Origin of the sequence: Clostridium moniliforme, assembly GCF_017873235.1 — a bacterium.
In the GTDB taxonomy this organism is placed as follows: domain Bacteria; phylum Bacillota; class Clostridia; order Clostridiales; family Clostridiaceae; genus Clostridium; species Clostridium moniliforme.
On the sequence record NZ_JAGGJZ010000003.1, the window covers coordinates 1 to 22016 of the forward strand.

At 26.4% G+C, this 22016-nt stretch carries 23 protein-coding genes and 1 riboswitch; all 23 genes read left to right on the forward strand.

Annotated elements, in window-relative coordinates; translation table 11 throughout:
* Positions 1-276 (forward strand): amino acid kinase family protein (locus J2Z53_RS05810; protein ID WP_456237040.1); only part of this gene is annotated, 276 nt, incomplete at its 5' end.
* 101 nt (positions 277-377) lie between these two features.
* Positions 378-833 carry an arginine repressor gene (locus tag J2Z53_RS05815; protein ID WP_209796391.1) on the forward strand — a complete coding sequence of 152 codons (456 nt, stop codon included), beginning with the start codon at positions 378-380 and terminating at the stop codon, positions 831-833.
* Positions 834-1219: 386 nt separating this feature from the next.
* Entirely contained in the window at positions 1220-1825 is a 606-nt protein-coding gene (locus J2Z53_RS05820) for a manganese efflux pump MntP (protein WP_209796393.1), read from the forward strand.
* A 178-nt stretch (positions 1826-2003) separates the two neighbouring features.
* Positions 2004-2687, forward strand: a complete 684-nt coding sequence (locus tag J2Z53_RS05825) for a pseudouridine synthase (protein ID WP_209796395.1) — start codon at positions 2004-2006, stop codon at positions 2685-2687.
* Positions 2688-2703: 16 nt separating this feature from the next.
* Positions 2704-3645, forward strand: coding sequence for a TRM11 family SAM-dependent methyltransferase (locus J2Z53_RS05830; protein ID WP_209796397.1), 942 nt, complete (start codon positions 2704-2706; stop codon positions 3643-3645).
* A 197-nt stretch (positions 3646-3842) separates the two neighbouring features.
* On the forward strand, positions 3843-5279 hold the full coding sequence (tyrP, locus tag J2Z53_RS05835; protein ID WP_209796399.1) for a tyrosine-tyramine antiporter: 1437 nt from the start codon (positions 3843-3845) through the stop codon (positions 5277-5279).
* A complete protein-coding gene (gene tdc / locus J2Z53_RS05840) occupies positions 5263-7161 on the forward strand; it encodes a tyrosine decarboxylase (RefSeq protein ID WP_209796401.1) in 1899 nt (632 codons plus the stop codon). The genes tyrP and tdc overlap by 17 nt, the downstream gene beginning before the upstream one ends.
* Positions 7162-7238: 77 nt before the next feature.
* Positions 7239-7423: riboswitch (cobalamin riboswitch) on the forward strand.
* 159 nt (positions 7424-7582) lie between these two features.
* Positions 7583-8416, forward strand: a complete 834-nt coding sequence (locus J2Z53_RS05845; protein ID WP_209796403.1) for a sirohydrochlorin cobaltochelatase — start codon at positions 7583-7585, stop codon at positions 8414-8416.
* A gap of 17 nt (positions 8417-8433) precedes the next feature.
* Entirely contained in the window at positions 8434-9741 is a 1308-nt protein-coding gene (locus J2Z53_RS05850) for a cobyrinate a,c-diamide synthase (RefSeq protein WP_209796405.1), read from the forward strand.
* Positions 9742-9790: 49 nt separating this feature from the next.
* A complete protein-coding gene (locus tag J2Z53_RS05855; RefSeq protein WP_209796407.1) occupies positions 9791-10414 on the forward strand; it encodes a precorrin-8X methylmutase in 624 nt (207 codons plus the stop codon).
* An 8-nt stretch (positions 10415-10422) separates the two neighbouring features.
* Positions 10423-11517, forward strand: a complete 1095-nt coding sequence (gene cbiD / locus J2Z53_RS05860; RefSeq protein ID WP_209796410.1) for a cobalt-precorrin-5B (C(1))-methyltransferase CbiD — start codon at positions 10423-10425, stop codon at positions 11515-11517.
* Positions 11514-12116 carry a precorrin-6y C5,15-methyltransferase (decarboxylating) subunit CbiE gene (gene cbiE, locus J2Z53_RS05865; protein ID WP_209796412.1) on the forward strand — a complete coding sequence of 201 codons (603 nt, stop codon included), beginning with the start codon at positions 11514-11516 and terminating at the stop codon, positions 12114-12116. Before cbiD ends, cbiE begins: the two co-directional genes overlap by 4 nt.
* Positions 12117-12130: 14 nt before the next feature.
* Complete coding sequence (gene cbiT, locus J2Z53_RS05870; RefSeq protein ID WP_209796414.1) at positions 12131-12712, forward strand: precorrin-6Y C5,15-methyltransferase (decarboxylating) subunit CbiT; 582 nt, start codon at positions 12131-12133, stop codon at positions 12710-12712.
* Positions 12713-13378, forward strand: a complete 666-nt coding sequence (locus J2Z53_RS05875) for a cobalt-factor II C(20)-methyltransferase (RefSeq protein WP_209796416.1) — start codon at positions 12713-12715, stop codon at positions 13376-13378.
* A 14-nt stretch (positions 13379-13392) separates the two neighbouring features.
* A complete protein-coding gene (gene cobM, locus J2Z53_RS05880; protein ID WP_209796418.1) occupies positions 13393-14139 on the forward strand; it encodes a precorrin-4 C(11)-methyltransferase in 747 nt (248 codons plus the stop codon).
* Positions 14140-14144: 5 nt separating this feature from the next.
* Complete coding sequence (gene cbiG, locus J2Z53_RS05885) at positions 14145-15134, forward strand: cobalt-precorrin 5A hydrolase (protein ID WP_209796420.1); 990 nt, start codon at positions 14145-14147, stop codon at positions 15132-15134.
* 4 nt (positions 15135-15138) lie between these two features.
* Entirely contained in the window at positions 15139-15864 is a 726-nt protein-coding gene (cobJ, locus tag J2Z53_RS05890; protein ID WP_209796423.1) for a precorrin-3B C(17)-methyltransferase, read from the forward strand.
* Positions 15864-16631 (forward strand): cobalt-precorrin-6A reductase, encoded by a 768-nt coding sequence (locus J2Z53_RS05895; RefSeq protein WP_209796425.1) that lies wholly within the window; start codon positions 15864-15866, stop codon positions 16629-16631. Before cobJ ends, J2Z53_RS05895 begins: the two co-directional genes overlap by 1 nt.
* 21 nt (positions 16632-16652) lie before the next feature.
* Positions 16653-17597, forward strand: coding sequence for an adenosylcobinamide-phosphate synthase CbiB (gene cbiB, locus J2Z53_RS05900; protein ID WP_209796427.1), 945 nt, complete (start codon positions 16653-16655; stop codon positions 17595-17597).
* 2 nt (positions 17598-17599) lie between these two features.
* Entirely contained in the window at positions 17600-18682 is a 1083-nt protein-coding gene (cobD, locus tag J2Z53_RS05905; protein ID WP_209796429.1) for a threonine-phosphate decarboxylase CobD, read from the forward strand.
* A complete protein-coding gene (locus J2Z53_RS05910) occupies positions 18672-19814 on the forward strand; it encodes a hypothetical protein (RefSeq protein WP_209796430.1) in 1143 nt (380 codons plus the stop codon). Before cobD ends, J2Z53_RS05910 begins: the two co-directional genes overlap by 11 nt.
* A 13-nt stretch (positions 19815-19827) precedes the next feature.
* A complete protein-coding gene (locus J2Z53_RS05915; protein ID WP_209796432.1) occupies positions 19828-21327 on the forward strand; it encodes a cobyric acid synthase in 1500 nt (499 codons plus the stop codon).
* A gap of 75 nt (positions 21328-21402) precedes the next feature.
* Positions 21403-21747, forward strand: coding sequence for a cupin domain-containing protein (locus J2Z53_RS05920; RefSeq protein WP_209796435.1), 345 nt, complete (start codon positions 21403-21405; stop codon positions 21745-21747).
* Positions 21748-22016 lie beyond the last annotated feature (269 nt).

Here is a 22016-nt window from a genome sequence, read left to right on the forward strand (position 1 = left end):
CTTTTAGATGCAGATGTACTTTTAATACTTACAGCTGTTGATAGAGTTTGTGTAAACTTTAATAAACCAAACCAAAAAGCATTAGAAGAAATAAACCTTGAAGAAGTAGATAAATATATTGAAGAAGGACAATTTGCTCCAGGAAGTATGTTACCAAAGGTTGAAGCTTGTAAAAAGTTCGTTAAATCAGGGGAAAATAAATCAGCAATTATTGCATCTCTTAGCCGAGCTAACGATGCCTTAATTGGAAAATCTGGAACTAGAATAGTAAAATAATAAATAGGATAAATAAAAAGTAGATTGGGGTACTAAGTTATTGATTTTAAAAATAATATTAGTACCTTATGCATAATTTTTATAAAAAGGAGTAATGTATTATGGAAAATATATTAAAAAATAGAAGACGTGAAGAAATACTTAATATAATAAATAATGAAAATATAGGTAAACAAGACCAGCTTGTTTTCAAGTTAAGACGGCGGGGAATAAATGTTACTCAAGCTACATTATCAAGAGATTTACGGGAAATGCATATAATTAGAAAACCATCTGGGAATAAACAATATAGATATATAAGAATAACACAAGAAGATGTGGGGAAAAGATGCCAAAATGTTTTTAAGGACGCAGTTATAAGAATTTTTGTACAAGATTATTTTATATCAGTAAAGACAATGAATGGAATGGCTGCAGCTGTTGGTGAATTAATTGATAGATTAGATGATAAAAGAATAGCAGGAACAGTTGCAAGTAATAATAATGTATTAGTTTTATGTAGAAGTAATGAATATGCAAAATATGTATTTAAAGAATTAAATGATTTAAGGCTTTAGATATTTTATCAAAATTCTTATTTTTTAAGAATATATAAAAAACATAATAAAATTACAATCCTAAAAATAAAGAATATAATAAGAATCTTCTTATTATATTCTTTATTTTTAGGATAATTACTAGTTTTTAATTTTAATGTGATTATTAAAAATTATTATATTTTTGTTTGATAAATTTATAAAAGTTTGATATTATCATATAGTAATTTTAATATATAATTTTCGTATAGGGGAGTAGTTAACTCATAAAATTAAAAGAGTTATTAAGTCAACATATTGAATTTTAAAGTTCTGGCTTAGTATTAAATAACGAGACTTATGCGTAGTTTTAAGCTACGCATAAGTCTTTTTATATGAAAACAAAATTATTAAGAAGGAGAATATATATGAACTTATTATCAATTTTTATGACTTCTATAGGATTATCTATGGATGCTTTTGCTGTCGCTTTAGCTAAAGGAATGACTTTGAAAAAACATATATGGAAAAATGCATTAAAGATAAGTTTTCTTTTTGGAGGTTTTCAAGCTTTAATGCCATTAATAGGATGGATTGCAGCAAGAAAATTTAGAGGATATATTGAATCTTTTGATCACTGGATTGCTTTTATACTTCTTGGAGCAATTGGAGGAAAAATGATTTATGAGTCAATTAATAGTAAAAAGGAATGTTGTGTTAATAATACTAAGGAAATGGAAGAAATATGTATGGAAAGTTTAGAGGATAATGAGGAGTTTAGTATTAAGAATTTAACTATATTAGCTATTGCAACAAGTATAGATGCATTAGCAGTTGGAGTAAGTTTTGCATTTTTAAATATTAATATAATTCCATCAATTATTATGATAGGATGTGTAACTTTTATTTTATGCTTAATAGCGGTGTTTGTTGGAAAGAAGCTTGGATGTATTCTTCAAACTTATGCAGAAATAGTTGGTGGGATAATTTTAATAATTATTGGTATAAATATATTATTAGAACATATATCGTAATTTATTTACTATTTAAAAGTAATTTTATATTTAGTATATTAAAGTAAATTTATAAAAGGTTGATGTAAAAATATTTTTATATCAGCCTTTTTTATCGGTACCTACTTTACATTTGAAACTTTAAATAAAATACTTTACACTATTTAATGAATGTTAAATTAGTGAAAGGAATTTTTTAATGAGAATAAATAAGTTATTCAGCAATTATGGAATTTGTTCTAGAAAAGAAACTAATAAATTTATAGAAGATAATAGAGTAATTATAAATGGAAAATTTGCAACAAAAGGTCAATGGGTTGAAGAATCAGATAATATACTTTTAGATAATAAACCTTTAAAGAAAAGGGAAAAAATATATATTGCATTAAACAAGCCAACCGGAATAACTACAACATTAGCAAGGGATGTAAAAGACAATATATTAGATTTTATGAATTATAAAGAATACATATTTCCAGTTGGTAGATTAGATAAGGAATCACAAGGATTAATAATTATGACAAATGATGGAGATCTTGCAAATAAAATCTTAAAATCAGAAAATAATCATGAAAAGGAGTATATAGTAACTGTAGATAAACCTTTTAATGATGAATTTATAGAAAAAATGTCAAAGGGCGTTTACATACTTAATACTAAGACAAAGCCTTGTAAAGTTACAAGAATAAATGAAGATACATTTAATATTATTTTAACTCAAGGTCTTAATAAACAAATAAGAAGAATGAGTAAAGCTTTAGGATATAAAGTTATATATTTAAAAAGAATAAGAATAATGAATATAAACATTGATGGAATTTTAAAGGGCGAGTTTAGAAATCTTACAGAAGAAGAAGTAGAAGAACTTAAAAATTATAAATAATTAGGGGTATAATTTAATGAATTATAATAAGGAAAATAAAAAATATTTTTATAGAATAAGTTATCAAGAATATGATAAAGCTTTATGTAATATGGAAATGAAATATTTATTTGGAAAAACAATAAAATATAAGGAATTTTTTTCTGATTTATATATTGATCCATCAAGAAGTCCATTTATTAAAGAGTGTATAAAGATTATTTATGTTGAAAATTCTTTAAATAATATAATAGAAAATATAAATAGAGATAATTTATCATTTGAAGAATTTAAAGTTTTTTATATTAAAGAGTTAGAAGATAATATTTCTTATGAAGAGAGACTAAATTCTATGAAAAAGATAGGATTAGCTATAAGGGGAATTCCTAATATTCATAATCCAAAACTTAAATTAGGTATTATGAAGTTAAAAAATATATGGGTTTTTGGAATTTATGAAAAAAATGAACTTATCTATTTAAAGCATAATAAAAAACCATTTTCCTACTCTAATGCATTGAGTACAAAAGTTGCTAGGGCTTTAGTTAATATAGCTGTAGGAAAAGATACTAACAAAAAAATTATAGACCCTTGTTGTGGAATTGGAACTGTTGTTATTGAAGGGTTATCTATGGGTATAAATATAATAGGTTATGAAATTAACAAGCAAATTGCTTTTAATGGTAAAAGAAATATGGAAGCTTTAGGCTATAAAATAAATATTGTAACTGGAGATATGCATAATATAAATGAATATTATGACGTAGCAATTTTAGATATGCCCTATGGACTTTTTACAAAGACGACTCCAGAAGTTCAAAGGAAAATAATTAGAACTACTCGAAGGATTTCTAAAAAAGCTATAATAATTACATTTGAAAATATGGATGATATGATAGAAAAAGAAGGTTTTAAAATAATAGATAGAGAAATAATTTATAAAAATAATTTTAAAAGATATATAAATGTGTGTATATAAAAAGAAGCTTAAATTTTAGGCTTCTTTTATTTTTTGCTTAAATTAAAATACACAACAATAAACTCTAGATTTATATAACAAAGTAAAAATAATAATATCTTCTAAAATAGGAATTTATTATATTGTATTAAAGGATTAAATGTAGCACATAATAGGCTTAGCTAACAAAAGAAAATAAAAAGGATGTGAAGAAGAAAATGGGAGATTTAGAAAATAGAAATAAAAAACTAACCTTATTTCAACTTATAGGAATAAGTATAGCTTTTTATGGAAGTGTTAGAAGTGTGCCTACATTAGCTATTGTTGGTTGGCAACAAATATTTTTTATGATAGGAGCCGCAATACTTTTTGCAATACCTATTTCTTTAATATCAGCTGAACTTGCAACAGGATGGCCAAAGGAAGGTGGAGCTCAAGTATGGGTTAAGGAAGCAATAGGAGAAAGATGGGCTTTTGTAACTGCATGGCTTTTATGGGTTCAATTATTTTTTGGTATGGTTATGGTTAGTTCAACTGTTGGAGTAATGTTAGCTTATGCCATTGGAAAACCAGAACTTGCACAAAATAATGTATTCATATTCATAATAATTTTAGCATCTTATTGGCTTGTTACTATATTAAATTTTAGATTTGATATGGGAAAAGTTGTTGGAAGTATAGGTGCTGTAGTCGGTATTTATATTCCTTTTATAGCATTAGTTTTACTCGGAATATGGTGGACAATGAAACATGGAAATGTATATTTAGGTCCACTAAATATGCAAAGTGCAATACCTAGTTTAGGTTCTTTTGATAAATTATCATTTTTTGCAGGAATAATATTTATATTTTCAGGACTTGAAATTGCTTCAGTTCATGCAAATAATATAGAAAATCCAAAAAGAAATTATCCAATATCAGTTTTTGTTTCTATGGGTCTTCTTATTGTATTTAATCTTATTGCTGGGCTTACAGAAGCAAATGCAATACCAGCAGATAAAATAGAGTTATCAAATATAACGCAGCCTTTCCAGTTATATTTCAATGAACTTGGAACTCCATGGCTTACAAATGTTATTGCAGCAATGATAGCGTTAGGTGTACTTGCACAATTAAGTGCATGGGTTCTTGGACCTTCAAAGGCTATGATTAAAGTTGCAGAGGAAGGAAATCTTCCACCTATATTTCAAAAAAGAACAAGAAGAGATGTACCAATTACATTTGTTTTAATTCAAGCAATAGTAGTATCTTTAGTAGCTATTGTATATGTAGTAGTTCCAGATGTTAATAATAGTTTTTTTATGGTACTTATATTGACAACTATTTTATATAGTATAGTTTATATTTTTATAATACTTGCAGAAATTATTTTAAAATATAAAAAACCAGATGTACCTAGAGCTTTTACTATTCCTGGTGGAAAATTTGGTATGTGGATTACTTGTATACTAGCATTAGTTGGAGTAATTATAACAATTGCAGTAAGTCTTATACCACCAAGTTCTATTCCGAAATCAGGAAATTTAATGTATATTGCTTTCCAAGTAATAGGAACTTTAATATGTTTTATTTCACCACTAATTATATTTGCATTTAAAAAGGATTCGTGGAAAAAGATTGAAAAGGAGAGAATAAAAGATGGAAAAAAATATTAAAAAAGAAAGAGATAACAGTTGTAATAATGAAGATATAAATTTAAAAGCTATGTTTTTAGGACCTAAATCAGAAAATGAAGATATTTTTGAGGAAAGTCTTTTAAGATTATTTAATGATCATGCTGAATGGAGAAAAAACTATCATCCAGAAGATGATACTATAATAAAGGTTTCAGATGAGCGTAAAGAAAGCTTTATAGTAAGTAAAGACAGAATGAAAGAAGTTTTAATTGAACTTTCTTCTAAGCTTAGATCTGGATCTGTTCCTTGGCATTCTCCAAGGTTTTTAGGACATATGAATTCAGAAACTCTTATGCCAGCATTACTTGGTTATTTTGCTGCTATGTTATATAATGGAAATAATGTTGCATATGAATCTTCACCTGCAACATCACAAATGGAAGAAGAGGTTGGAGAAGATTTTTGTAAGCTTGTTGGATTTAATAAAAATGGATGGGGGCACATATGTGCTGATGGTTCAATAGCAAATTATGAGGGTTTATGGTATGCAAGAAATATTAAATCTATTCCAATTGCAATGAAAGAAGTTACTCCAGAACTTGTTGAAGGAAAGTCAGAATGGGAACTTTTAAATTTAAGTGTTTGTGAGATACTTGATTTAATGGATAAAGCAGGAGATAAGTTAGATGAAATAAAAGAACATTCAGCTAGAGGTATGGGAGATAAGATAAGAAAACTTGGAAAGTGGTTAATACCTCAAACTAAACATTATTCATGGCTTAAGGCAGCAGATATTTTAGGGCTTGGAGTTGAAGCTGTTGTTCCTGTAAAAGTAGATAACAATTATAGAATGGATATGAATGAACTTAGAAAAACTATAGATGAAATTACGAAGAATAATATTCCAATACTTGGAGTTGTAGGAGTTGTCGGTTCAACAGAAGAAGGAGCAGTTGATCATATTGATGAGATTGCTAAAATAAGAGATGAGTTTTCAAAGAAAGGAATAAATTTTTATATACATGTAGATGCAGCTTATGGTGGCTATGCTAGATCTATATTTTTAGATGAAGATTATTCATTTATTGAAAAAGATAAGTTACATAATAAAATGTTAGAACATGGTGCTATATTAGATAATAATACAACATGGCCTTCAAGTGATGTTTATAATGCTTTTAAGGCAATGGAAAAAGCAGATACAATTACAATAGATCCACATAAAATGGGATATATACCTTATTCAGCAGGAGGAATAATAGTAAAAGATAAAAGAATGAGAGATTCTATATCTTATTTTGCAACTTATGTATTTGAAAAGGGTGCAGATATTCCATCGCTTCTTGGAGCTTTTATGCTTGAAGGTTCAAAGGCAGGTGCAACTGCAGCTTCAGTTTGGACTGCACATAAAGTTTTACCACTTAATATAACTGGATATGGAAAACTTATTGGAGCTGGAAATGAAGGAGCTTATAAATTATATGAAAAAATCAAAAATCAAAAATCATATAATATTGGAGATAAAATAGTAGATATATATCCTTTAGTTTTACCAGATTTTAATATGGTTGATTTTGTTTTTAATATTAGAGGTAATAAGGATTTAAAATTAATGAATGATTTAAATCATGATTTTTATGAAGAAGCTTCTTATGTTAAAGAAGAATTATACGTAAATGATTTTTTAACTTCTCATACTGATTTTACATTTGAAGACTATGGAGATTCTCCCCTTAGCTTTGTTGAAGGATGTGGAATTCCAAAAGAAGAATGGGATAAAGTTAAGAAGGTAACAATATTAAGAGCCTGTGTTTTATCACCATTTTTAAACTGCGAAAAGGTATTTGATGAATATATGGAAAAGATGGATAAAGCAATAGTTGAAAAACTTCAAAATATTCTTAAAAACAAAGAATTTTAAAGGGAAAATCTAAAAAATATATTTATTGAATAAAGAAGAATTATAATATATAATTAACCAATGAGAAATATTAAAATTAAATATAATTGATTATAGGTGAATAAATTAATTATTTTAAAAGGGAAAATGGTGAAAGTCCATTACAGCCCCCGCTACTGTAAAAGGCTACTAATTTAAAATAACCACTGAATAAAAATATTTGGGAAGGGTTAAATTGGGATGAACCTTAAGTCAGGAAACCTGCCTATAGTTATTAGCTATTCTTCGGAGGGAAGTTAAATAGATAAATGTTTGATTAAAATTTTAGAACTTTTTTATCTTGTGTTACTATATAAGCACTTTTATCTTCGTTGATAAAAGTGCTTTTTATAATTCACTAAAATTTAATTAAGTTAATAAAGTAAATTTTTAGAGGTGAAATATGAAAAAAGCAATATTAGTAGTAAGTTTTGGTACAAGCCATTTAGATGCTTTAGAAAACTCTATTGAAAAAATTGAATTAGAAATTAAAGAAAAATTCAAAGGCTATGATATTTTTAGAGCCTTTACATCTCATATGATAATAAATAAGTTAAAAAGAGTACATAATATAGAAATTGACACCCCAGAAAAAGTTTTACATAAGTTGAAAGAATTAGAATATGATGAAGTTTTAGTTCAGCCACTTCATATAATACCAGGCGAAGAATATGATTACGTTAAGGGAAATGTAATTAAATTCGAAAAATATTTTAATATTATGAAATTTGGAAGACCTATATTTTTCTATCAAGGAGAGGGAGAACTTCCAAATGATTATTCAATATTCATAGATAGTATAAGTGAATTATTAGAATGTGATGAAGATGAAGGAGTAATATTATTTGGACATGGAAGTTATCATTATTCTAATGCAGTATATGGTGCACTTCAAGCAATGCTTTATGATGAAGATTATGAAAGAGCTTTTGTTGGAACAGTAGAAGGTTATCCAACATTAGATAGTGCATTAAAGAGAATTGAAAAGAAAAATATAAAAAAGATAAAACTAATTCCATTAATGGTTGTTGCAGGAGATCATGTTAAAAATGATATGGCTTCAGATGAAGAGGATTCATGGAAGTCAATATTAGAAAGTAAAGGAATAGAAGTTAATGCATATGTACATGGTTTAGGAGAAAAAGAAGAATTTAGAAAAATATATTTAAATCATATAGATGATATGCTTAATGATACTTACTTAGGCTTAGGTGAAACTAAAAAAATATCTAAATAAGTATAAGGAGGATTTACATGAAATCTTTAATTATTGCTTCAAACAGAAGTGGTGGAGGAAAGACTACTTTTACATTAGCCTTAATGAATTCTTTAATTAAAAAAGGTTTTGATGTTCAAGGCTTTAAAGTAGGACCAGATTATATAGATGGAGCTTTTCATAAATTTATAACAGGAAAGCCATCAAGAAATTTAGATATATTTTTAATGGGGAATGATGGAGTAGAACATACCTATTCTAAAGGGAAAGGAGACCTTGGAGTAATTGAAGGGGTTATGGGCTTATATGATGGAAAAGGTATTGATACATTTGGTTCAACTTATCATATATCTAAAAAGCTTAATGATATGCCAATTCTTTTAGTAATTACTCCAGGTGCTCAAAGCGTTACTTTATGTGCTGAAATTAATGGTTTAATTAATTTTAAAAAGGCAAACATTGTAGGTGTAGTATTAAATTCAATAAGTGAAAGTTATTATACTTTATTAAAGGCTGCCATAGAGAAAAATTGTAATTTAAAAGTTTTTGGATTTATTCCAAAGGATGAAAACTTAAATTTAAAAAGTAGACATCTTGGATTAGTTCAAAGTGTTGAAGTTGATAATTTAAGAGAAAAAATAAATTATGCAAGTAAGCTTTTAGAGGAAAATATAAATTTAAATGGATTAATAGATGAATTTAAAGAATATAAAGCTAAAGAAATGAATTATAATCTTAAAAACAAAGGGATTAAAATAGGAGTTGCTAAAGATAAAGCCTTTAGTTTTTATTATGAGGAAAATCTAGAACTTTTAAAAGAAGTAGGAGAGGTTATTTATTTTAGTCCATTAAAGGATAAAGAATTACCAAAGAATTTAGACTTTTTATATTTTGGAGGAGGCTATCCTGAAATATTTAAAGAGGAACTTTCTAAAAATAAATCTATGAGAAAAAGTATAAAAACTGCTTTGGATAATGGAATGAGATGTTTTGGAGAGTGTGGAGGTCTTATGTATCTAACAGAAAATATTGAAGGTTACGATATGGTAGGCTTTTTTAAAGGAAATAGTGAAATGACAAAAAGGCTTCAAAGATTTGGTTATGCAAAGTTAACATTAAATAATGAAGGGTCTTGTTATAGCATTAATTGTCACGAATTTCACAAATCTAAAGTTAATTTAGAAGAAAATAAAGTATATAAGGTAGAAAAAGAAAATTACTTAGGAAATAAAAGTGAGTGGAGCTGTGGTTATAAAAAAAATAATGTTATAGCTGGTTATCCTCATGTTAATTTTTTAGGAAATATTGAATTTTTTAAAGAAATTATAGGATATAAAAATTATTAAAAGGTAGGTGAATTTTAGAGAGAATATTTAAGTTCTCTCTAAATTTAATATGGATTATATAAAGAACCCTATGGGAATAGAAAAAAGAAGTTTTGAAATTATAGGAAGTGAACTTGGAGAACATAATTTTACAAAGGAAGAACTTCTTATAGTAAAGAGAGTTATACATACAACTGCTGATTTTGAATATAAAAATTTATTAGAAATAAGTGAAGGTGCTATAGATAAAGCAAAGGAAGTATTTAAAAAGGGAGGAAAGCTTTATACTGATACTAATATGATTTTATCAGGAATAAATAAAAGAGCTTTAAAGGCATTAAATTCAGATGCAATTTGCTATGTTAATTTAGATGAAGTACATACTTTAGCAAAGGAAAGAGGAATAACACGTTCTATGGCAGGGGTTGAGAAGGCTTGCAAAGAAGGTGTTGATATATTTGTTTTTGGAAATGCACCAACAGCTCTTTTTAAATTAAGAGAACTTATAGAAAGTGGAGAAGCCAATCCAAAACTTATAATTGCTGTTCCAGTTGGATTTGTTGGAGCTGCTGAAAGTAAGGAAGGATTAGATTCTTTAAAGATTCCTTATATAAGAGTTAAAGGAAGAAAAGGTGGAAGTACTGTTGCAACTGCAATTGTTAATGCTCTTATGTACATGCTTTATGAAAGGTAGTAATAAATATGCTTGATTTATATGTTGAAAGCGATGGGAAAAAGTTAAGATGCGGTTATACAACAGGTTCCTGTGCAGCAGCTGCAGCTAAAGCAGCAACGTTTATGCTATTTAATAATGAAATAATTGAGTCAGTTAAAATTGATACTCCAAAGGGAATAAAACTTAATTTAGAAATAAATGAAATAAAAAGAGGAAAAGATTTCGTAGCTTGTTCAATAATTAAAGATGGTGGAGATGATATTGATGCAACTACTGGAATAGATATATGGGCTGAAGCTAAAATTATTGAAAAGGGATATTTACTAAAGGGTGGAAAAGGTGTTGGCATTATAACAAAAGATGGACTTTTTATTCCTAAGGGAGAACCTGCAATAAATAAAGTTCCAAGAGAATGTATAAAAAGAGAAGTATTAAGTGTATTGCCTGAAAATAAAGGTGTTGAAATAACAATTTCAGTACCAAAGGGTGAAGAGGTTGCTAAAAAAACCTTTAATCCAAGACTTGGAATAGTAGGTGGAATATCTATTCTTGGAACTACTGGGATTGTATATCCAATGTCAGAGGATGCCTTAAAAGCATCAGTTAAACTAGAAATAAACCAAAAGGCTTTAAATAATAAAAGACTTGTATTAACCTTTGGAAATATGGGAGAAAGGTTATGCAAAGAACTTGGATTTAAAGAAAATGAAACAGTAATTATTTCAAATTATGTAGGTTATGCTCTAGAGTGCTGTGCTAGTTTAAAAATAAAAGATATAATTTTAGTAGGGCATATAGGGAAAATTAGTAAGGTAGCCTATGGTTGTTTTAATACTCATAGTAGAGTAAGTGATGTAAGACTTGAAGTTATAGCTTTAGAACTTGCACTACTTGGATATGATATTTCCCTTGTAAAGGAAGTTTTAAATCAGAAAACTTCAGAGGGGGCTGTTAAATTATTAGGAAAAGGCTTTAATAATTTATATGAAAATATAGGAATTAAAATAAAAGAGAGATTAGAATTATATACTTACAATGAAATTAATTGTGATGTTGTAATGTATTACGATCCTTCTAATCCAAAAGTATTATGGAGCTCATTAAAGGAGGATAATATATGATTTATATAGTTGGTATTGGACCTGGAAATTATGAATATATTCTTCCAAAGGCTAAAGAAATATTAAATAAAAGTCATAAGATTATAGGCTTTGATAGAGCCATTTCTTCTATAGATTTTATAAAAAAAGAAAAAATAGTAGTAAAGTCTTTAAAAGAAATATTAAATAAAATAGAAGAAAATAAAAATTTAAATATTTCAGTAATATCATCAGGAGATCCAACATTTTATGGAATAACAAATTATTTAAATAATAAAATAAAAAATCCTATAGAAATAATACCTGGAATTAGTTCCTTTCAATATTTAACTAGTAAAGTAGGAGTTATGTGGAGTAATGCCTATTTAGGAAGTCTTCATGGAAGGGAAGAGGAATTTTTAATTAAGGTAAAAGAAAATAATATATCTATTTGGCTTACAGATAAAATAAACAATCCAAGTAGATTATGTGAAATATTATGTGAAAATAATATTAAGGCAAAGGTTACAATAGGAGAAAATTTATCCTATGATGATGAAAAAATAACTATAGGAGATCCAAAGGTTTTAAGATTAGAAAATTATGATAGTTTATCAGTTGTAATAATTGAAAAACTTTAATAAAGGAGAAAATTATGAAGTTTATAAAGGATGAAGAATTTATAAGAGGAAATTGTCCAATGACAAAGGAAGATATAAGAATAAATTCAATTTCTAAACTTGATTTAGAAAAAGATTTTAACTTATTAGACATTGGCAGTGGAACAGGGTCAATTTCAATTCAATGTGCTAAAATTGTAACTGAAGGAAAAGTATATTCAATAGAAAAAGATATTGATGCTATAGAAGTTACAAAAAAAAATATAGACAAGTTTAATTGCAAAAATATAGAACTATTTGAAGGAGATGCAATAAACTATTTAAATAAATTTATAGAGGATAAAAAGAAATTTAATTCTATATTTATTGGAGGTTCTGGTGGAAGTTTAGAAGAAATTATAAACTTATCAGATAAATTGCTTATAAATTCAGGGAAAATTGTAATGAACTTTATAACTTTAAAAAATGTTTATGAAGCAATTTTAGTAATAGAAAATTTAGGATATAAGGTGGATGTATCAATGCTTCAAGTAAGTAAATCTAAAGGTAAGAGTTTAATGCTTATAGCAAATAATCCAATATTTATAGTTGAATGCAGGAAGGAAGAAAATAAATAAATGGCAAAATTATATGGAATAGGTGTAGGACCTGGAGATAAAGAGCTTTTAACAATAAAGGCAGTAAAGGCTATTAGTGAATGTGATATTATTGTAGCACCAGTTGCAGTAGAAGGTGCAGAAAGTGTTGCATTAGAAATTGCAAAGGATTATATAAAAGATAATTGTGAAGTTGTTTTAAAACATTTTCCGATGGGAAAAAAGGATAGAGTTATAAAAGCTAAAGAAGCTTATGAATATATAAGAAGTGAAATAGAAAAGGGAAAGACAGTAGGATTTTTAACTATTGGAGACCCTTATGTTTACAGTACATATATTCATATGTTAAAGCATATGAAAGAAAGTGGAATAGAAGTTAGTACAATACCTGGAGTAACTTCTTTTTGTGCAGCAGCTAGTTTAGTTAATAGAACACTTGTTATAGGAAATGAACCACTTTTAATATTGCCAGCAGCTAGAGTTACTGATATAAAGGATGAAAAGTATGTTGTAATAATGAAGGTATATAAAAGAGAAGAGGAAGTTGTAAACTTTTTAGAGGAAAAGGGCTTTGATTATGTATGTGTACATAAAGTTGGAAGAGAAGGCGAAAGAATATTAGAAAATAAAGAAGATATAATAAATTCAAGAGAATATATGTCTTTAATTATTGCAAGTAGAGATTAAGAGGAGGAAAAATAATGGTTTATTTTATAGGGGCAGGTCCAGGAGATGTTGATTTAATAACAGTAAAGGGAAGAGAAACTTTAGAAAAGGCAGATGTAGTTATATATGCAGGTTCATTAGTTTCTAAGGAGCATTTAAAGTTTTGCAAACCTTCAGCAAAAATATATAATTCAGCTAAGATGACATTAGATGAAGTTATAGATGTTATGAAAGAAAATAAAGATAAGGTTATAGTAAGATTACATACAGGAGACCCTGCAATATATGGAGCAATAAAAGAGCAAATGGATGAACTCCAAAAATACAATATTGAATATAAAGTTATTCCAGGAGTAAGTTCTTTTACAGCAGCAGCTTCAGTTATAAAGAAAGAATTTACCCTTCCAAGTATAACTCAAACAGTAATACTTACTAGAGTAGAGGGAAGAACTCCAGTTCCAGAGGAAGAAGACTTAGAAAAGCTTGCAAGTATTGGAGCATCAATGGCAATATTCTTATCTATTTCAATGATTGATAAGGTTGTAGCTAAACTTAGACGTGGATATGGAAGAAATGTTAACATTGCAGTTGTTGAAAGAGCAACTTGGGAAGATGAAAGAGTAATTCTTGGAACTTTAGATGATATAAGTGAAAAGGTAAAGAAAGCTGGAATTACAAAGTGTGCTCAAATTTTAGTTGGAGACTTTATAAATTGTCAGTATGAAAAAAGTAAATTATATGATAAATCATTCACTCATATGTTTAGAGAGGCTAAGGAGTAAAACATATGATTGGAGTTATTAGTGTTACAGAAAAGGGAAACAAAATAGCTGAAAAAATAAATGAAAAACTTAATGGTAAAGTATTTTTTAAATCTAGAGAAAATCTAGATTTAAAAAATGTAACTAAAGATTTTATGGAAAATCTTGAAGGAATTATATTTATAAGTTCTACAGGAATTGCTATAAGACTTACAGCACCATATTTAAAAGGAAAATCAAAAGACCCTGCAATAGTTGTTGTTGATGTAAATAATAACTTTACTATAAGTTTATTAAGTGGACATTTAGGAGGAGCAAATGAGTTAACTCTTAAAGTTTCTAGTATATTAAATAATACTCCAGTTATAACAACAGCTACAGATGGAATGAACTTAGAAGCTCCAGATATGATTGCAAAAAATAATAATTTAATTATAGATAATTTAAATGTATGCAAAAATATTGCCTCTCTTCTTGTAAATGGTAATAAAGTTTACTTTAAAGATGATAAGGAATTAATAAAATTACCAAAGGGATATATAAAAACTAGAGAAGTTAAAAACAATACCCTTTGGATTACAAATAAATTAGATAATAAAAATGAAGATAATACATTAAGACTTCTAAGAAAAGATGTAATACTAGGTATAGGATGCAGAAAAGATACAGATAGCAATAAATTAAAAAAATTTGTCCTTAAAACATTAAAAGAAAATAATTATGATGAAAGAGCAGTTAAAATTATAGGTTCTATAGATGTTAAAAAAAATGAACAGGCAATAATAGACCTTGCAAAATATTTTAATTGTGAATTTAAAACTTTTAATAAAGATGAAATAAATTCTGTAGATTGTGACTATGAGGAAAGTGATTTTGTATTTAAAACAGTAGGAGTTAAGGGAGTTTGTGAACCTGTTGTACATCTTTTAGGTGGAGAAGTTACTTTAAAGAAAACAAAATATGAAGGAATGACTCTTTCAATTGGAGAAGAAATAGTAAACAAAAAAGGAGAATAAATTAATGGGAAAATTATATGTAGTAGGAATAGGACCAGGTGGTCTTGAACATATGACAATGAAGGCAAGAGATACAATATTAAATTGTGATATTATAGTTGGATATACAAAATATATAGAGATGGTAGAAGACTTAATAGAAGGTAAGGAAGTTTATAAAACAGGTATGAGAGGGGAAGTTTTAAGATGCCAAAAAGCATTAGAACTTTCTAAGGATAAAGATGTTTGTTTAATAAGTACTGGAGATGCTGGAATATATGGAATGGCTGGACTTATATTAGAACTTAAAAAGGATGAAGAAGTTATTATAGTTCCAGGGCTTACAGCATCAAGTGCAGCAGGTTCTGTAGTTGGAGCACCACTTATGCACGATAACTGTAATATTAGTTTAAGTGATTTAATGACACCTTATGAAGAAATTAAAAAGAGAGTAAAGCTTGCAGCCGAAGGAGACTTTATAATTTCTTTATATAATCCAAAAAGTAAAGGTAGACCAGGATATTTAAAGGAATGTTTAGATATAATTAGAAATTATAGAAAAGATAATACTCCTATTGCTGTTGTAAAAAATGCCTTAAGAGATGATATGAGTTATACTATAACAACTTTAGATAAATTTGATACTGAAATAGTTGATATGATGAGTATTGTTATAATTGGAAATTCAAAAAGTTATATTAAGGATAATAAATTTATAACACCTAGAGGATATAAAATAGAGGAAAAGTAATGATTGGATTTATATTAGGTACTTCTGAAGGGAAAAAAATATTAAAAAGTATAAATAATTATACAGATAAAATAGTTGTTTCAACAGCTACAGAGTATGGTGGAGAATTACTTAAAAGTTATAAAATGAAACATTTAAATACTAAACCACTAGACAAGGATGGATTAATAAATTTAATAAAGGAATTTAATATAAAGGTGTTAGTTGATGCCTCTCATCCTTATGCAACAGAGGTTAGTAAAAATGGAATGGAAGCTTCAAAGGAAACAAATATAGATTATATTCGCTATGAAAGGGAAGGAATAATTAGTAATTCAAATAGTGAAAATATAATAAAAATTAAAGGTTATGATGAATTAAAGGAAGTTTTAGAAAAAATTCCAGGAAATATACTAAATACAACTGGAAGTAGAAATATAAAAAATATTATTAATTTAAATTGCAAAAATAGAATTATCCACAGAGTGCTTCCATCACCTAAAATACTCGAAGAAATAATAAATTTAGGAGTTGACATTTCTGATATTATAGCCATGAAAGGTCCTGTAAGTTATGAAATGAATATGGGATTTATAGATCAATATAATGTAAAAGCAATAATAACTAAAGACAGTGGATTAGCTGGAGGGGTAGAGGAGAAACTTAAAGCCTCAATAGATAAAAATATAAAGCTTATAGTAATAGAAAAGCCTAAAATAAAATATGGAAATACTTTTTATAAAGAAGAAGAATTAGTTAATTATTTAGTAAATAATTATAAATTTTAAAAGTAAATTAGGAGCTTTAATATGATTGAAATAATAATAGGATACATAGGGGATTTAATAATAGGAGATCCACAAAATCCTTTTCACCCAATTAGAGGAATTGGAAAACTTGCAAAGGTTAGTGAAAATATATTTAGAAAAATATTTAGAAATAAACTTAAATTAGCAGGTCTTTTAACTTGGCTTACTGTTGTATTAATAGTATTTTTCTTAAATATTTTTATAATACAGGGACTTGGGATTATAAGTCCATATCTTTCAATAGCTTATAGTGGAATAGCTATTTATTTTTGTTTATCTACAAAAGCTTTAAAGGTTGAAGGTTTAAAGGTAATAAAATATTTAAGAGAAAATGATATTAATGGAGCTAGAAAACAGTTATCTTACATAGTTGGAAGGGATACAGAAAGTTTAGATGAAGAGGGAATAACAAAGGCTGTTATTGAGACTATAGCAGAAAATTTATCAGATGGAATAATAGCACCATTATTTTTTGGAGGAATATTTGGAGCACCACTTATGTTTTTATATAAGGCAGTAAATACAATGGACTCTATGTTTGGATATAAAAATGATAAGTATAAAGATTTTGGATATTTTCCTGCAAAACTTGATGATGTATTTAATTATATACCAGCTAGGTTATCTTCATATCTAATTATAATAGCTGCATTTTTATTAAGATTAGATTATAAAAATGCCTTTAAAATTTACAAAAGAGATAAAAATAATCATACAAGTCCAAATAGTGCTCATCCAGAATCAGCAGTAGCAGGAGCTTTAGATATAAGACTTGGAGGAGCAAATTATTATTTTGGTAAATTAGTAAAAAAGCCTGAAATAGGAGATCCATTAAAGAAAATAACTTTAAAAGATGTGGATTTGGCTAATAAAATATTATATTTAACTTCATTTCTAGGAGTTATAGTAGCTTGTATAATAAGCAAGATTATAGAGGTGATTTAATTTTGAAAAAATCTGTTCATGGTGGAAATATTGATGAAATTTGTAGAAAATATAATATAAGTAAGGATGAAATTACTGATTTTTCAGCAAATATAAATCCATTAGGACTTAATGAAAATATAAAAAATTCAATAATAAATAGTATAGAAGAAATAATACATTATCCAGATATAACGTATCTTTTTCTTAAAGAAGAAATAGTTAGATCAGAGAGAATAAATATAGAAAATTTATTTTTAGGAAATGGTGCAGCTGAATGTATATTTAATTTAGTTAGAGGAATGAAACCTAAAAAAACACTTCTTTTAGCTCCAACTTTTTCAGAATATGAGGAAGCTGTTAAAAGTGTAGATGGAAATATAGAATATCTTTTATTAAAGGAAGAAGAGAATTTTAAATTAAATGAAAGGTTAATAGATAGATTAGATGAAAGCTTAGACCTTTTATTTATATGTAATCCTAATAATCCAACAGGAGTTATAACAAAAAAAGATTATTTAGAAAAGGTAATTAAAAGGGCAAAGGAATTAAATATTTATGTTACCCTTGATGAATCTTTTTTAGACTTTGTAGAGGATAAAGAAAAATATTCAGTACTTAATTTAATAGGTAAATATGATAATTTAATAGTTATAAAATCTTTAACTAAGTTTTATGCAATTCCAGGTCTTAGAATAGGTTTTGGAGTTACAAATAATAAGGAATTATTAAATAAAATAAATAAAGTTACCATGTCTTGGAATGTAAATACATTAGCAGAAATTGCAGCAACAAAAGGATTAAAAGAAGAAAACTATAAAAAAGAAAGTATTAATTATGTAAATGCTGAAAGGGAATATTTATATAATAATTTAAAAAATATAGATAATATAAAGGTTTTTAAGCCATCAGTTAATTTTATATTTTTTAAGATAAATTTAAATATAGATTTAAAGGAAGAGCTTTTAAAGTATGGGATTTTAATTAGAAGTTGTAATAATTATAAAGGGTTAGATAATAAGTTTTATAGAATTGCAGTTAGAACAAGGATGGAAAACAATAAAATAATAAATGCTTTAAATAAGGTTTTTAATAATGAAAGATAAAAAAGTTTTAATAATTTTAGATGGATATTTTGAAAATACAAGTGAAATAAAAGATATTATAAACTTAAATTTTGAAAAATTACAAAAGAAAAGTAAATTTTTTTATAGAGGACAAATAGATAACTCCCTATTAGAATATGATGTTGACAGTTTAAATTGTATATTTAATATTTTAGGATATTCGCCAAAGGAAAATAAAATATATGAAAGGGCTTATTTTGAGGCTCTTTCAATGGGATATAACCTGAGTTTAGATAAATCCCTTTTAAGATGCAATTTAGTAAAAGTCAATAATGGAAGATTAATAGATTTTACAGGGGGATTATCTACAAAGGATATGGATTTACTTATTAGTAAATTTATAGATAACCTTAAAGATAAAAAGGAGTTTAATAAATATTTTAATCTTCTTCATTGTGACTCCTATAGAAATTTACTTTTTGTAAATGAAAAATATGAAAAGTTAAATAATATAGTATTTTTAAAACCTCATAGCAATGTAGGAGAATATATAAAGGATATATTACCTAAAATGCAGGGAGAAAATAGTGAAAGCTTAAATTTATTACTTAAATTTATAAAATTTTCTTATAATTATTTTAAAACCTTAGGTTATGAAGGTTTAATGTTATATCCTTGGGGACTTTCTAAAAGGTCAGAAATTGCTCCTTTAACTGAAAAGTACAATATAAATGGAGGGGTGATTTCCGGAATTGATTTAGTAAAAGGAATGGGTAAATCACTAGGCTTAAAGGTTATAAAGCTAAAGGAATCAACAGGAGATTATGACACTTCATTAATAGAAAAATTTAATAAGGCTAAGGAAAACTTAAATAATTTAGACTTTTTACTTATACATATAAATGGATGTGATGAAATAGCTCATAGAAAAGATACTAAAGGAAAAGTCTTATTTTTAGAAAAAATATTTAAGGAATTAATTAATCCATTAGTAGAAGAGATTAATAAAAAATATAATTATTCTTTATTAATAACAGGAGATCATATAACTAATTCACTAACTGGTAATCATGAAAGAGGAAAGGGGGAATTTTTGCTATTAAATTCTAAAGAGAAAAACATAAATTTTCATAGTGAAAGTAAAGAGTTAATAAACTTAATTTTTATTTAAAAGGATTGATAAGATGAAATCTAAAGGAATAATGTTACTTGGAACAGCCTCATCAGTAGGAAAAAGCACATTAGCTGCGGCGATTTGTAGATATTTTACTAATAAATCTTTAAAGGTTTGTCCATTTAAGGCTATGAATATATCCTTAAACTCCTTTGTTACAGAGGATGGACTTGAAATGGGAAGAGCACAAGTTGTTCAGGCAGAGGCTTGCAATATAAAGCCAAAGGCTTTTATGAATCCATTACTTTTAAAGCCAAATGGAGGAAAGACTCAAGTTATTGTAAATGGAAAAGTTAAATTTATAATGGATGCCTATAAGTATAAAGAAATAAATAAAGAATTAAAAAAGGAAGTTTTAAATACTTATAATTCTATAAAAGATAAATATGATTTATTAGTACTTGAAGGTTCAGGAAGCTGTGCTGAAATTAATTTAAAAGAAACTGATATAGCTAATATGGAAATGGCTAAAATGGCAGATGTACCTGTAATATTAGTAGCTGATATAGATAGAGGTGGAGTGTTTGCCTCTGTTGTTGGAACTATTATGTTATTAGATGAAGAGGACAGAAAGAGAGTTAAAGGTGTAATAATAAATAAATTTAGAGGAAGAGTAGATTTATTTAAAGATGCTATGAAACAATTAGAGGATATAATAAATATTCCAGTTCTTGGTGTTATGCCTTATTGTAAATTAGATATTGAAGATGAGGATGGAGTAAGTGAAAAAATATTAAAAAATAACAGCAATAATAAAGGAAAAATAGATATAGCTATAATTAAACTTTCTCATATGTCTAACTTTACTGATTTTAATAATTTAGAGAGAAATGAGGATTTAAATGTAAGGTATGTTAATAATATTAATGACCTTAAAAACCCTCATATGATAATAATTCCTGGAAGTAAAAATACTATTGAAGATTTAAAAATATTAAAGAGAAATGGAATCTTTAATAAAATAAAGGAGTTAAACTCTAAAGGGACTTTAGTTTTTGGAGTTTGTGGTGGTTATCAAATTCTTGGAGAAAAGATTATAGATAATAACCAAATAGAAGGAAATGTATCAGAAGAAGAAGGATTATCTTTATTAAAGTTTAAAACTAAATTTAATAAAGATAAAACAACTCTTCAAACTAAGGCAAAGGTTAATGGAAAAACATCTTTTGGAGAAGAATTTGAAGGTATAAAATTAGAAGGTTATGAAATACATAATGGAGTTAATGAATATGATGATGAAATAATACCTTTTATTCTTGATGAAAATAATAGAATTATTGGATCAGTTAATAAAAAGGGAACAGTTGTTGGAACTTATCTTCATGGAATTTTTGATTCTGATGAATTTAATTTAAAGTTACTAAATTATATAGGAAAGAAAAATAATATAGAACTTAATAGTAAAAAGAAGTCTTCTTACAAAGATCATAAGAATAATGAATATAACAAACTGGCAAAACTTTTAGAAGAAAATATAGATATAGAAAAATTAGAAAAAATAATATTTTAATAGTGAATAATATTACCTCTTTAAGATAAAAACTAATTATGTATAGAATAAATTTATTTAAGGAGAGTGTATATTATGGAATCTATAAAAAAACATTTATTAGATGGAACATTAGAACAGTACAATAATAATGTAGTACCTAAAGTACCAGTTTTTGCAGGAGAAGATATAACATCAGAAGTTTATTATTTTAAGCCTAACCAAGTATTAAAAGAACATAGACATCCAAATGGAGAGCAAATATTTATTTTCTTAAAGGGTTCAGGCAAAATGATAGTTAATGATAAAGGATATGATGTTAATGAAGGAAGCACTGTATTTGTAAAAAAAGGAGAATGGCATGAAATTATTAATGGAACTGTTGAAGAAATGATTGCTGTTCAAGTAACTAAAGCAAATGCAGGAGCTGAATATAAGTAAATATATTTAATTAAAATTATGTTTAAAAGGTTTAGATTAATATTTTTTAATTTAAGCCTTTTTTTATTTTTAGGTGGAAATGATTATTTACAAAAATTATAATAATAAAAAATAAAATGAAAAAATGTAAAAAAGAAAATAATTATAATAAAAAGAGCATATTAAGTGCTCTTATTTTTAAAAAATTATAAAATATAATTATAAAAATAATGAAAAGAATTATATAAATTTGTAAACATATATTGCAAAACGGTTTACCATATAATATC

Coding starts and splice junctions, on each gene's coding strand:
- cbiE (WP_209796412.1), top strand. CDS start 11,514: ATGATTTATATAGTTGGTATTGGACCTGGAAATTATGAATATATTCTT.
- J2Z53_RS05915 (WP_209796432.1), top strand. CDS start 19,828: ATGAAATCTAAAGGAATAATGTTACTTGGAACAGCCTCATCAGTAGGA.
- cbiT (WP_209796414.1), top strand. CDS start 12,131: ATGAAGTTTATAAAGGATGAAGAATTTATAAGAGGAAATTGTCCAATG.
- J2Z53_RS05815 (WP_209796391.1), top strand. CDS start 378: ATGGAAAATATATTAAAAAATAGAAGACGTGAAGAAATACTTAATATA.
- J2Z53_RS05855 (WP_209796407.1), top strand. CDS start 9,791: ATGGATTATATAAAGAACCCTATGGGAATAGAAAAAAGAAGTTTTGAA.
- cbiB (WP_209796427.1), top strand. CDS start 16,653: ATGATTGAAATAATAATAGGATACATAGGGGATTTAATAATAGGAGAT.
- J2Z53_RS05920 (WP_209796435.1), top strand. CDS start 21,403: ATGGAATCTATAAAAAAACATTTATTAGATGGAACATTAGAACAGTAC.
- cobM (WP_209796418.1), top strand. CDS start 13,393: ATGGTTTATTTTATAGGGGCAGGTCCAGGAGATGTTGATTTAATAACA.
- cbiD (WP_209796410.1), top strand. CDS start 10,423: ATGCTTGATTTATATGTTGAAAGCGATGGGAAAAAGTTAAGATGCGGT.
- J2Z53_RS05875 (WP_209796416.1), top strand. CDS start 12,713: ATGGCAAAATTATATGGAATAGGTGTAGGACCTGGAGATAAAGAGCTT.
- cbiG (WP_209796420.1), top strand. CDS start 14,145: ATGATTGGAGTTATTAGTGTTACAGAAAAGGGAAACAAAATAGCTGAA.
- cobJ (WP_209796423.1), top strand. CDS start 15,139: ATGGGAAAATTATATGTAGTAGGAATAGGACCAGGTGGTCTTGAACAT.
- tdc (WP_209796401.1), top strand. CDS start 5,263: ATGGAAAAAAATATTAAAAAAGAAAGAGATAACAGTTGTAATAATGAA.
- tyrP (WP_209796399.1), top strand. CDS start 3,843: ATGGGAGATTTAGAAAATAGAAATAAAAAACTAACCTTATTTCAACTT.
- J2Z53_RS05895 (WP_209796425.1), top strand. CDS start 15,864: ATGATTGGATTTATATTAGGTACTTCTGAAGGGAAAAAAATATTAAAA.
- J2Z53_RS05845 (WP_209796403.1), top strand. CDS start 7,583: ATGAAAAAAGCAATATTAGTAGTAAGTTTTGGTACAAGCCATTTAGAT.
- J2Z53_RS05830 (WP_209796397.1), top strand. CDS start 2,704: ATGAATTATAATAAGGAAAATAAAAAATATTTTTATAGAATAAGTTAT.
- J2Z53_RS05850 (WP_209796405.1), top strand. CDS start 8,434: ATGAAATCTTTAATTATTGCTTCAAACAGAAGTGGTGGAGGAAAGACT.
- J2Z53_RS05910 (WP_209796430.1), top strand. CDS start 18,672: ATGAAAGATAAAAAAGTTTTAATAATTTTAGATGGATATTTTGAAAAT.
- J2Z53_RS05820 (WP_209796393.1), top strand. CDS start 1,220: ATGAACTTATTATCAATTTTTATGACTTCTATAGGATTATCTATGGAT.
- J2Z53_RS05825 (WP_209796395.1), top strand. CDS start 2,004: ATGAGAATAAATAAGTTATTCAGCAATTATGGAATTTGTTCTAGAAAA.